11 protein-coding genes are annotated in these 12,702 nt (G+C 35.4%); 2 read left to right on the top strand and 9 right to left on the bottom strand.

The genetic code is table 11. From position 1 onward, the window contains the following. Nucleotides 1-61 precede the first annotated feature (61 nt). The 8 genes from A8L32_RS06390 to A8L32_RS06355 all read right to left on the bottom strand — a co-directional run bounded on the left by A8L32_RS06390 (nt 62) and on the right by A8L32_RS06355 (nt 8,976). Nucleotides 62-778, bottom strand: a complete 717-nt coding sequence (locus tag A8L32_RS06390; protein ID WP_075590215.1) for a LytR/AlgR family response regulator transcription factor — start codon at nt 776-778, stop codon at nt 62-64. Continuing rightward, a complete protein-coding gene (locus A8L32_RS06385) occupies nt 775-1,878 on the bottom strand; it encodes a sensor histidine kinase (RefSeq protein WP_075590214.1) in 1,104 nt (367 codons plus the stop codon). Before A8L32_RS06385 ends, A8L32_RS06390 begins: the two co-directional genes overlap by 4 nt. 722 nt (nt 1,879-2,600) lie before the next feature. After that, the gene (locus A8L32_RS06380) at nt 2,601-3,668 is read right to left on the bottom strand and encodes an energy transducer TonB (protein ID WP_143525032.1); all 1,068 of its coding nucleotides are present in this window, start codon (nt 3,666-3,668) and stop codon (nt 2,601-2,603) included. A 203-nt stretch (nt 3,669-3,871) separates the two neighbouring features. Next, nucleotides 3,872-4,675 carry a DUF5677 domain-containing protein gene (locus A8L32_RS06375; RefSeq protein WP_075590212.1) on the bottom strand — a complete coding sequence of 268 codons (804 nt, stop codon included), beginning with the start codon at nt 4,673-4,675 and terminating at the stop codon, nt 3,872-3,874. 552 nt (nt 4,676-5,227) lie between these two features. After that, nucleotides 5,228-6,619 (bottom strand): CotH kinase family protein, encoded by a 1,392-nt coding sequence (locus A8L32_RS06370; protein ID WP_075590211.1) that lies wholly within the window; start codon nt 6,617-6,619, stop codon nt 5,228-5,230. Nucleotides 6,620-6,696: 77 nt separating this feature from the next. Beyond that, the gene (locus tag A8L32_RS06365) at nt 6,697-7,353 is read right to left on the bottom strand and encodes a DUF2490 domain-containing protein (RefSeq protein WP_075590210.1); all 657 of its coding nucleotides are present in this window, start codon (nt 7,351-7,353) and stop codon (nt 6,697-6,699) included. A gap of 147 nt (nt 7,354-7,500) precedes the next feature. After that, nucleotides 7,501-8,208 (bottom strand): DUF4956 domain-containing protein, encoded by a 708-nt coding sequence (locus A8L32_RS06360; RefSeq protein ID WP_083631209.1) that lies wholly within the window; start codon nt 8,206-8,208, stop codon nt 7,501-7,503. Nucleotides 8,209-8,220: 12 nt separating this feature from the next. After that, on the bottom strand, nt 8,221-8,976 hold the full coding sequence (locus A8L32_RS06355; RefSeq protein WP_075590209.1) for a polyphosphate polymerase domain-containing protein: 756 nt from the start codon (nt 8,974-8,976) through the stop codon (nt 8,221-8,223). 322 nt (nt 8,977-9,298) lie between these two features. On the opposite strand from A8L32_RS06355, the gene A8L32_RS06350 reads away from it, so the two are divergent. Together A8L32_RS06350 and A8L32_RS06345 are read left to right on the top strand one after the other, a co-directional pair. Continuing rightward, nucleotides 9,299-9,790, top strand: a complete 492-nt coding sequence (locus A8L32_RS06350) for a YfiR family protein (protein ID WP_075590208.1) — start codon at nt 9,299-9,301, stop codon at nt 9,788-9,790. Between the two features lie 16 nt (nt 9,791-9,806). Beyond that, complete coding sequence (locus A8L32_RS06345; RefSeq protein WP_075590207.1) at nt 9,807-12,164, top strand: TonB-dependent receptor plug domain-containing protein; 2,358 nt, start codon at nt 9,807-9,809, stop codon at nt 12,162-12,164. A gap of 82 nt (nt 12,165-12,246) precedes the next feature. Here the strand turns inward: A8L32_RS06345 and A8L32_RS06340 are convergent, their stop codons facing one another. After that, a complete protein-coding gene (locus A8L32_RS06340) occupies nt 12,247-12,660 on the bottom strand; it encodes an acyl-CoA thioesterase (protein ID WP_075590206.1) in 414 nt (137 codons plus the stop codon). Nucleotides 12,661-12,702 lie beyond the last annotated feature (42 nt).

Here is a 12,702-nt window from a genome sequence, read left to right as displayed (position 1 = left end):
CAATATTGTTATATAATATAAAAATCATTAAAACCGGTAAAATAATAATTTGCCGGTTTTCTTATTTTAAAAACTTCTCATCTAAAAATTGCTGAAACTCTTCTTTGTACTGATCGCTAACCGGCACATACACTTTATCATCAAAAATAATTCTACTACGCTCAATGGTTGTTACCTTAGTTAGATTAACAATATAGGAACGATGAACCCGCATAAAATCGGCTGTTGGTAAATGTTCTTGCATTTTTTTTATGCTCATTAATGCCATTACAGGTTTCTGATTGAGTAAATGAATACGCACATAATCGCGCATTCCTTCAATGTATTGGATATCGTTATAATTGATGCGAACGATCTTATACTCCGATTTTATAAATAGATATTGCTCATTATTCTCAATGGTTTCCACCACTTTATTATCCGAAAAATATCGTTCGCGGGTTTTATCAACCGATTTTAAAAAGTCGGCATAACCAATAGGTTTTACCAGATAATCGGCCGCATCTACCTTAAATCCTTCAAAGGCATATTCGCGATAAGCAGTAGTAAAAATTACTTTAGCAGGATTAGATAAAGATTCTACAAACTCAATGCCCGATAAATCTGGCATATTGATATCCACAAACATCAAATCCACCGTATTATCCTGTAAAAACTCCAAGGCTTTCAAGGCACTCGAAAAGCTTTCTACCAAATTTAAGTATGGTGTTTTTTCCACATAAGCAGCCATTTGCTTTAATGCTAAAGGCTCATCATCAATAGCTATACATGATATCATAATGGTACATTTAAGTTAACAGCAAATAATTTTTCGGGCAATTCTCCAATCTCTAAATTATAGGCCTTTCCATATATTAATTCCAATCGGTTTTTAGCATTTACTACACCCACACCCGAATGACTACTGGCTACTTTCTTTTCAAAAACTTTGTTGATAATATCAAAAGTCATACGCTCTTTTTCAAAGGAAAAAGAAATACGAATAAAGCAAGGTTCGTTATAGCTAATGCCGTGCTTAAAGGCGTTTTCGATAAATGATATGGTTAGCAATGGCGGCACATGAACCAAGGGCAATTGCTCTGGTATATCTAGCTCAATTTTTACCTCATCGGTAAATCGAATTCGCATCAGCTCAATGTAACTGCTTATAAATTCCATCTCCTTTTGCAAGGGAACACGCTCTATTTTTGATTCGTACAGCATGTAGCCCATCATCTGCGAAAGCTTAATAATAGATGCTTTGGCTTCCTCGGTATCTATATCGACCAAGGCATGAATATTATTAAGCGTATTCATAAAAAAGTGGGGACTAATCTGGTTTTGCAGAAAAGCCATTTTATTCTCTACATTCTCCTTCTCTAGCTTTATTTTACTTTGCTCCGATTCTAACCACTTGGTTGAAAATATCAATCCTGAATCAAAACCCAACAATAAAATAGTCAGCACCATTAAATTGGCATAAGGAGGTGTAAAATCCTTTGGAGGCCTGTCCATTCTAGTTTCGTTTATATTTCTTGGAGGCCTTTCTCCAGGTGGAGGACCAGGACGTTCTGCATGCTCAAAACCAGGTTTATCCGCACGATGATTACGACGATGACCCTCTCTCAAATAAATGGATGTAATAAAAACCAAGATGATACCTCCCAGCGATAAAAAATAAATCAGCCGTTTATTTTTAAAAAATAACTGAGGGAGTAGAACCATTCGGTTGAAAATAAATATGATAAAAACAATACCATATTCAATCCATATCCTGAGCAGATGATCCCAATTAATCTCATCCCTGTTATCTCTGAACATAAGAGGAATAAATAAAATCAGTGCCCACACAAATACCATTATGATTTGCTGAATTCTTCCTATTTTAAGTTTTATCATGATGGGCTGATATAAGATTTAAACATTTTCCAAGAACGGGTTATAATCATCGTTTTAAATATTTTGATTCCTTTTAGGTTTCATCCTATACCTCGACTTCATTTTACCCTTGATTTATATACTATCATAAAGTTAATATTTTTAGCGAGCGAGTGATGAGGTGCTCGTCACTCTATTTATCTGGTAAATCTAATTCCATCGCAACAAATATTCAAAGAGAATCGACGGGTGCTTGGTTTTTATCGACAGATTCCCTCTGCCATGTAAAATGGTTTTTGAGGCAGCTCAATAATAGTCTAAACAAATTGGTACTCGCTCAAACCTGACTTACTTTTCTTTCATAGATGAATAACAGAATGCGTAAAATATGCGAGGCGGGATAATCTGTTTTGGGGAGAACCCCGGAATGTAAAGCTTAGTATATTGATGATGACAGATAAAAAGCAAAACCCTTGATTTTAGGCTCCCCCGGGACTTTTTACCCCTTCTCGGGCAATTTTTTATAGCTCTCGTGCATTTTAAAGCTTCTCTCGCATATTTTAAATGACCTCTCTTGCAGTTTTAGGCACTTCTCGGATAATAAATACCAGCTCTCTTGCAATATTTATAAGCTCTCGCGGTACTTTTTGTATCCCTTGTGCCGTTTAAACCCTCCCTTGTGGCGTTTTAAGCAGTCCTTGTGAAGGTTTTAGGAGTTCTTGTGTAATTCCCTAAAATAGCAATTATCGTAATGAAAAATTTATAGGAATCGTATAACTAACTTTTACAGGTTTTCCATTAAGAGACCCAGGAGTCCATAAAGGCATCGCTCTAACAATCCTTAATGCCTCTTGATCTAGATAATAATTAATTCCATTTTCAATTTGAGCATCCTGTACCTTTCCATTTGGATCCACAACAAAGCTAACATATACCTGCCCCATAATCCCTCGGTCTTGAGCTTCTTTAGGATATATTACTGACTTAGCAATGTATGTACGTAATCCATTATCACCTCCCGGAAACTCAGGCATTTTATCAACTGTAAAGAAAATATCATTTTTTGACGGAGTAGCTTCCTGTTGATTATAAAATACACTTATTTGAAATGCATTCTCTATTTCAATGTTACTCTTATACATTGATAATATCCTGTAAACTTCTGTTAGTAAATCTTCATCTTTAAAATTAAGTATTTCAACACATTTTGCCTTGCCGTCTGCGTCAATTACCATACTTATATTTAATGTGATGTATCTATATGCACTCCTTATTCTGCCAGGCAAGTGAAAGTTGTCTCTTATAAAAATAGAAACTGATTCCTGTACTTTTTGACTTATAGTTTTTGACGCATTTTTAATATTTTGTTTATCAAAATTACATCCCATAATTTTAATATAACTATCTATTGATTGATAAGTAACGGTGTCAATTTTACCATTTTCATCATAATACATCCACTTTCCCAATAATTTCCCATTATGATATTTTCCAACGCTATAAATTATACCAGGTTCATAATAATATCTCGCTAATCCATCCAAAAAAATTGGGTCAATTGATTTAAATTCACAATAGTAAGTTTCAACCTCCTCCATATTAAAGTAACTCATTGAATAATAATTTTCATGAGTGATAATTTCTTTGATGAAGGTTGTAGGTTCTGCATTCGTTATAATCGACTGATCAGTTTCATAATACCTTAATGTGTCTTGCGAATAACTAAATAAATTACAAATTAGTAGTAGAATTAAGACAAGTGGTTTCTTCATTATTTTTTTAGTTATTTCGGTTTTTACTCTATTTGCCATTAACGGCTCAGCTATGTATCGTAGGGCATTAGAAATCACTTTCCTTCTTAACCGTCACAGAGCCAAATCAGAGATTTCACTGAGTATCTTTTAAAATTCAGACTCTGTCAAATCTCTGATTTGGCGGAGCTGCCAGAAACTGCTGAAGCTCGTGTGACAACTTAAGCGCCCTATGATATATGAGCTATTGTTATGGGCTGGCATTAAAGTTTTTTGATTAATATATTTGTACGCTCTGAATAATCCTTAAATTGATTGTTATATACGCTAAAAGTATCAAAACTATGAACTTTAATAATATTAGCAATTTGTATAGCTAGCTTAGCTGTTTCTAATTGTTTTTCTTGTCTTATTTCTATGTCTGAAATTGTCATCGCACTTTCAAAAGCACCGTATCCACCGTGTATATATGATGATAGCTCAGAATACATAAGTAGAAACTTTGTAAATGTCGTTGATATTGATTCCTCATTCTTTATATTCATTTCATTAGATAAGAAAGCAATAATATTTTTGATGGAAAACTCTCTCATCGTATTTTCAATTTGCTTTTTAGAAACTGAAGAGAGAAATGGAAACTTTTTAATGAGTTCATTCCACCTTTCGTTCATCTCTATTGCCTTATTTGTAAATATTTTTTCTGCGGAATGAATAGCTTTAGTTTCACTCAGGTATTCTGATATTTTTAAGATATTTAAGTAGTGTTCTGAGTCTTTATCATTCTTACTTTTTGTGAATAATGTAAAAATGTATAAGAATCTAAAATAATGCTCAATTAAAGCACGAAACAGAATATTACAACTATAAAAATCATCTGTTTCAATTGCATCTAATATTGTACATTTGATTGGATTAGAGTTTAGCATATACATCAAATAGAGCTCTGACGTTTTAGGCATTGATTTTCCTTTAATAAACGGAAGAATATGTGGCATTGCTTCTTGAAAAATTCCGAATATTTCGTCATCAATATCCCTTATTCGTTCTATTTCGTCACTAATTGTCATATGCGGTGTTGTGTGTTTTTTGCTTGCCCATAACTAGAATATATAACCACTATTAATATCGTTTCTATATCTGTTTTGGACTTAGAATAACAGTTTGCTATTATGTCAAACGCTATATTACTGATTAATTTTGTTATTCAACACCGTAACAATAACTTTTTATTTCAGCTCCATGATTTCTCATACACTTTGTCGCTTCGCCCAAACCCGACTTACTCTTCTTTCCTTGATGAAAGAAAGTAAGCAAAGAAGATCAAGGCTGCTTTTTAAAAAACTTTCTTATTTATCTAGATCTTAAGTGCGGCCGAAGGATTTTCGAGCAAGCTCTCAACTATTCGGTCCTACTAAAGCTCTTAGCTATAACAAAAGCCTTTTAAAAAAGAGACCGAAAAACATGGCGCTCAAAAGAATACCTTAACAAAAGAAATAAATATTGAATTAAATAATTTTGAAAACGGTTGTACATAAACAATAACTCCGCTGGCTAAAATAGCGAAAGGGTGACTAAAGGCACCTTGCCCCTAATCACCCTTTAATACACAACTATAAACCCTAATTCAAATAATCTATTACTGCATCGTTTCTGCTTTGCACATGTGTTTTCAGGCTTTCTACCGCATTATCAAATGCTGCATCGCTGCTGATAAAGGTATAACCAGATTCTTCTGCGTAAGCATATTCTTTAATCAGATTGTAATATGTGGCATAAGTAGCACTGATGTTTTCAGGAACAAATACCTCATCAATAAATTGTTGTAGGTAGTTTTCATACACCTGTTTGTAATCATCCTGAGCCATTAAATATTTTATTAAAGGCCAGCTAGTACCCACTTCCGACATCGAAAAACTCAATGCTCCACCTTGCTTACCATATTGAAAAGCTTCGTTATTATCCCATGGAATCCAGGTTAGTTTGCTTGTTTCTGGATTATTGTAGATGTAATAATTGTGTGTCATTCTGCCATAGGTATCCCAATTTTGAATAACCGTATTGGCGGCCAACCACTTTAAAAAATTATCTACATCAAATACGCTTTCTAAACTAGACTTCCAGGCCGATACATCGCTCGTTCTGGTAGAACTATTAATGGCATCGTACAGGGCCTTTACATCAGCATAATCAGCGGTTTCTTCGTTGGTTTTTAATTCCATTTCGCTGGTATCATAAGTTCCTTGCGCAAAGGAAGCGGCATCTCCATCGGGCTTATATAAATTACCCGAACCATCTGTAAATTGGGCATCTAGCACGGTATCGTCCACCTCTTCAACCAAGGTATATACACCGTAATACTTCGAGCCCGAACCGTTATTAAGATACACCACACAGAAAGTGGTATTGGCAGATGCTAACCCAAATTGTCTGAATAAATCGGCGCCTACTTTTTCTCTCATCAAAGAGGCATCGTCAAAATTATTGTTCAGATTAAGCTGCTTAAAACCATAAAAACGCTGGTTCTTTAAAGCAGGATAATCGTCTTCAAATTCATCAAAATCGAACTTAAACGATAGTTTATTATTACCCGATCGGTAGGCTGATTGCAAGCTTGAATTTCCTTTATATCGAACACCTACATGATACCACTCCGTGCCATTAAACTTCACAGAACACTTGAACCAATCAGGGTCGCCAAGCGATATAGACTGCCCTGGTCGACCACCGGAACCCATAATAGAAGACAGGTTGGATTGCATAGCGGACCAATCGGAACTGCTCATTTCAATATCGAAACGCAATACTTCAGATTGGTTAAAAACAACATTATAATTCGGATCTCCTTTTTCGTGGGTTGCCGCTGTCCAGTCCGGATAGGTTTCTAAATCTGGTTCTACCTCTTCTTCAGATTCCTTTTCTTGCTCCTGCTCTAATTCAATGGCATCTTCATCGCGACAAGCATTTAAAAACAATATTGATGATGCAAATAATATTAAAATATAAGTTTTCATGTGTGTAAAATTTAGTATCGAGATGCAAGTATCAAAACATAAGACAGATTACTTACTTCTGATGGATTTAAAATGATTTAAAACTTGATTTTATAACCCAGGCTTATAATATGTTTGTTTCGATATTCCTTGCTGTAATAATCGAGTTTGTAACTTACACCTATGGAGTTTTTCTTGAATAACTTGTAATTCGCACCTGCTGCATACCTCATTTTATGCAAGGCTGAGGCATCTAAATCCTGAAACATTTCGGCTGATACAAATGGTGTTATTTTACATTTTGGAATATCGTATTTACAGGCAATTTTATAGCGCATAAACTCGGTTCCTTCTCCAGAATCTTCGTCGGCATAGTTGCTATAACGAAGTCGGAATGATGTTTCGAAATGGCTAAAGTCCTTTTTAGCCGTTGCACTATATGCAAAACGATGCAGGTATTCAGTATCCTTATTTTCGCGCTGGTTAGCCACAAAACGATAAGCAGCACCCAAGCTTAAGAACTTTAAGGGCTTATACTCCAACTCTCCTTCAATTAAACTTTTATCTAATATAAATGAATCATCAAAACGCAATTCTGGTGTTACACTCAATTTTAGTTTTTTAGCCGGTTTAAAACTCATCTTAAGCGATGTTCGCGTTTGCATTTCGTTTTCTACTTCCTGCGCCTTCGTTGCTATTCCCGAAAATATGAACAGGGCAAACAATAAGGATATGGGTTTTATATTTATTTTCATACGAATGATTTATGGGGTTAATAATTTCTCTTCGGAGTAGTAAACCAACCTCGAGGCAAGCCCAGAGGCATGAATTTGAATACAAATTAAATTTACGAGGCAAGCCTCGCGGTATCAAACCTTTTGGCGGGGCCAATGAAGAGTGCACTATTCTAATTTGGCTTTTTCATGACCATTTACGTTAAAGTATAGCGTAATCTCGGCCACATCTTTTAAAAAATCTATCTTCTGAATTTCGTAGCGTTTAATGTTAATCCCCGTACGTTCTTTTAAATCTTGCAGCAGAACATCGCTGTTTAAGGCGTGTATGTTTTCAATTTTCTCGTAGATTAAACTAATGGAGCCTTCCTGTTTTAACATCAATCGCTTTTCGAGCACCCAGAGTCCAAATACAATCACAAAATTGGTGATGATTAACTCCATATAACTGACTTTTTTATTGGCCAGCGCATTGATAACTGAAATTCCTATCACAATAAATAAATAGGTCATCTCCTTAATGGGAATGGCATCCGTTCGGTATCTGATAATGCCAAAAATGGCAAATAATCCCAGTGCAAAACCTAACTCTAATTTTACGCTATTCAGCAAAAAGCTGAGTAAAAATACAATCACGCCAATGGATAGATAACTAAAATAAAAATCCTTGCGTTTGCTATTTTTGGCGTACATAAAATGCACCACCATAAATATTAAAAAGGTATTAAATGCAAACCGAATCATTAACTCTGTTAGGTCGCCTACATTAATAATTTTAATATCCAAAAACCTTAGCGCATCCTCCCATTGCTCCAATTTTGAGGGTACTTCTTCAAGTTGACTGATTTTATCCGCAACAGTATTTATTCCTATCATAGTAATTAGTTTTTATATAATGTCTGTGTGTAATAGCTTCTCTACTCGTCGCAACCTAGCCTTGAACGCGTTGCGCTTAACATCTGCATCGGTTAAAGCTTTTCCTATGCAATATTTGCTAAATCCAGATGGTTTTATGCGTTGGTCGCGCAATGAAAGTAAAAGCGGAGATGTACTTGAACGGCCGTCGGATTTAACCTCCACAATGGCCATTTTATCCAACATCACTTCGTGCTTATCTTTTTGAAAATGCAGATTTAAATCAATGGTGCATCGTTCCTTAAAGTTTTTATTGACCAGCGTTAAACGCGAAAAATTATTCTTTAAGGAGGGAGAAAGCTCGCCATGATAAAACGGAGTACTTTCCTGCACAAAGGCCTTATCCTGATTAGAAAATTGACTTTCTTGAAATGACGATGGAATACGCGATTTTAAAGTGCGTCCTTTGTTATTTTTAAACTTAACCTCTAAAAAACTTATTCCTGAAGAAACATAACATCTACGGCGTATTTTATACCTATTAAGTTTACCATTATGATGAGCCGTAAACATTTTGCTTTCTGATGTATCGTAATACACAGTGGAGTATTGCAACAGGTTTTGTTCCTCTACTTTTAAAAGAAAATAATCTTCTTGAATAGCCGCCAATAAATCGGAGAGTCTGCTTACATGAAAATAGTATTTTTTATCTACTCGATTCATTAGTTTCACTTGATCCATCTCATCTAAATGAATGATGTCAAATCTTTCTAATCCTAATTCTCCCATGACTCGTGTGTTTAAATTGGTGACTTATTCTGGGGTAAAAGTATCTCTGGGATAGATCTTCTGGAAATACAATCTACAAAGTGGGTGATTTTATAGACGAGTGGACGATTTATCCGTATGGCAGTTTTCATCCTTCAAAATACGATGAGAATAATTGCAAAACCACTTAAATAATAAGCTATTAGATAAGCTTCGATGATTAGCCGATAAAAACAGCCAATCGGTCGATTTTAGTTCAAAATTACTTGAGCAATAATCACTTTTGAGCCTGAATGCTTCACACAGCTTTATACATTTTAATAGACAACTAATCATTAAAAAGATGAAAAAAATTGTACTCATTGGAATACTGCTCACTCTATTTCAGTATTCTCCAGCACAGAACTACAAGTTTCAGGCCTTGTTTATTTACAACATTGTAAAACGGGTAAACTGGCCCAGCCCTTCTGATAATTTTGTTATCGGAGTAATGGGAAGCAAAGAACTGCAGAAGGAGTTAATTGGTATTTCGAAAAAGCAAAAGTTAGGAGGAAAGCAAATTAAAATCATCAACGTTAGTTCAAAGGAAGAGCTAAACGATATTCATGTATTATATTTTAGTCGCTCCTCTTCTTCAAAACTCAATGACATTCAAGCTCAGCTTAAATCCAAACCCATACTGCTAATAGGAGAAAAGTCAGGATTAAAAGGTGTTGGAATCAATTTTATTGATAATTCGAATGAGATAAAGTTTGAGATTTATCCTGCTAATATTAAAGACCACCAACTTACGCTAGCCACATCATTATTAAGCTTAGGCGAAGTAAAACAATAAACAAAAGCTACATACCATGAAACTAAAACATATTCGTTTAAAAAACAGATACGTACTGCTATTAGTGGGCTTTATGCTAATCAGTACCAGCTTATTTGCACAAGATAAATCCCCCATTAATGTGGAAGAGTTGAGCCTAGAACAAATCAAAGGTTTAACACAGGAAGACTTGTTAGAACTTCCTTTTGAGGATCTTATTCACCTAGTCAAGAAGTTTAAACTATCGTCCATAGAGGAGCTGTATGCCTTATTGCTCAATCCAACGCAATCTACCGCATCTAAAATGGAGGAAGATGTATTTGAGTCGCCCTTAGCTACCACCGTTATTACTGCGGATGAGTTAGAAAAGTCAGGTGCTCGTTCTATTCCCGAAGCACTTAAACTGGCTCCAGGAGTTATCGTTCGAGAAAAAACCAATGGCAACTACGATGTGCACCTGCGCGGTAACGATTATATTCCACCGGGCTCTGATTTAACCAATTCGGTTAACTCAACCACCTTGGTAATGATCGATAACAGACCTGTATACAATAGCTTTGTGGGCGCTACCTTTTGGGAAAACTTACCCGTTTCGGTAAATGACCTTGAAAAGATAGAAATTATTTATGGCCCTTCAGCTGCTTTATATGGCCCCAATGCCGTTTCAGGAGTAATTCATTTAATTACAAAAAAAGCAGATACCGAAGGGCTTCAAACAAACTTTGACATACAAGCAGGCACCAACAGTTCAAAAATTGCAACTGGCTCTATCAACTACAATAAAGGCAAATGGGGTATTCGTCTTTCTGGTAATTATAATCAATCCAATCGTTTTCAGGACAATTACTATATACCACAAAACGATGAGTATGTTAGTGGCGATCAGGTGGGAGAATTAAATGCAAGCATTGATACTTCATTTATTGCTTCTGAGTTTTCAAACGATTACTCCAATGCCATAGAACAAGGTGCAGCTAACCTTGATATTACTTACACGCCTTCTGATAAGGTAATGATTAATTACCAAGGTTCATATCAATCGTCTTCTGCACAAACAGCATATATGGATATTGGCTCGGTATTATCCACTCGTAAATCCACTTCATTTAGCAATAGTATAAATGTTAAAGCGGGAGGCTTTGATAGCCATATTTCTCTTCTATCAGGTCAGTTAAATGCAGTGGAAGGCATGCCAGGCTACGAGTATGATTATCAAGAGTTGAATGCCAAAGCGGGATATAACTTTAAATACAAGAACCTTATTATACGACCTGGAATTATGGCCAATTATGCCAACTATTCCGATGAAAATTATGTGGATATAGAAGCCAATACAGGACTCTTAAACGGTTCTGCAGAACTAGGAACAGTGCAAGGGAGCTTACGATTAGATTACACTGCTTTTGATAAATTGCGTATTGTGGGAGCTTGGTTACAAGGATATTTTTACCAACCAGAACGCAATTACAGCTCATACCAATTTGCCTCCTCTTATCAGGTGAATGATAATACGCTTCTTAGGGCTGTTGTTTCTAAATCTAACTCTAGTCCTTTTGTTTTAAATACCTATATGGATAAAAGTATTCAGGTTCCTATGCCAACAAACCCGAATAATGATGAAGAAGGTTATATGAACTTAAATATGGTGGGTAATGAGGATTTAGCACCACAAGAAATGCAAATGTTTGAACTGGGTTTAAGAAAACGTATTCTTAAAAACTTACAAGCTGATGTTTCTATCTTTTACAATAAATCGAAAGACTACGCTCAGTTAGTAACGGATGAAACTACTCTACCTTCAGGACCTCCGGAAGATCTTGCAGAAGGTGAAGTACCATCAGAACCAATGAATGACATTACGATTCTTGAAACGATGGAGAATCTCGATTTAAAATCGGATCAGATAGGAATTACTGCAAACTTTAAATATGTGATGAATAAGAAATTAAATATGTCATTATTTGCAACCTACCAACATACAGAACTAAAAGATTTTGAAATAAGTGATCCCTCTCAGTATGAAGAATTAACGGGGACCAGTTTAGATGACAATACTTTAACTGAAAATTCCGAGTATTTATCTTTTGAACATAGCTATACACCCAATGTGTACGGCGGCGCCTCCATCAATTACTCCCCAACTAATAAATGGAATTTTAATACATCGCTATATGGATATAGTAAGCAAGAATCCTTTTATACCAAAGGGCGAGATTTTATAAATGTCACCATCGATCCTAAGTTAACCTTCAACTTGAAGGCCTCGTACCAAATTAACACTTGGATGAACGTATATGTGAATGCACGTAACTTAACTAATAATACCAAACAAGAATTTATGTTTACAGATAAAACAGGAGGTGTTTATCTGGGAGGAATTAGTATTAAGTTGTAAAACTTATAGAGAACTAAAGGGAGGAATTAATTTTTCTCCCTTACTTTCTAACAACAGGACATAAATAACTTAAAACTTGTTTTTATTTGGCTTCTAACATCTCCATAATATATGGCGCAACAAAACTCCTAAGAACACTTCTAACCTGCACTGGTTTACCTTTAGCATCAACCGCTACAAAAGTAAAAACTCCTTGCGTTACCTTAAACTCACTAAGATCCTCTCGCGATCGCACGATTAACTCTACACCAACATCAATGGATGTTTTCCCTATTCGGTCAACCTTTGTGTAAACCATAAATACATCTCCATTATGAATTGGTTTAAGAAAATTAAAGTTACTCACAGAAACAGTCACTGCCGGAGATTTAATCACTTCCTCAACCTGAATTGAAGCCGCTTTATCCATTTTTGCCATTACCCATCCGCCAAATACTGTACCGGCATGATTAAGGTCTGTTGGGAATGTTCTCCCCTTAAGTGATAGTTGTCTCATTTATATTTTCAAATTAATATTGTCCAAGAAAAATTGGTGCTT

The organism is Labilibacter marinus (assembly GCF_001659685.2).
Lineage (GTDB): Bacteria > Bacteroidota > Bacteroidia > Bacteroidales > Marinilabiliaceae > Saccharicrinis > Saccharicrinis marinus.
Note: the sequence above shows the minus strand (reverse complement) of the source record. Positions and strands in the feature narration are given on the sequence as shown.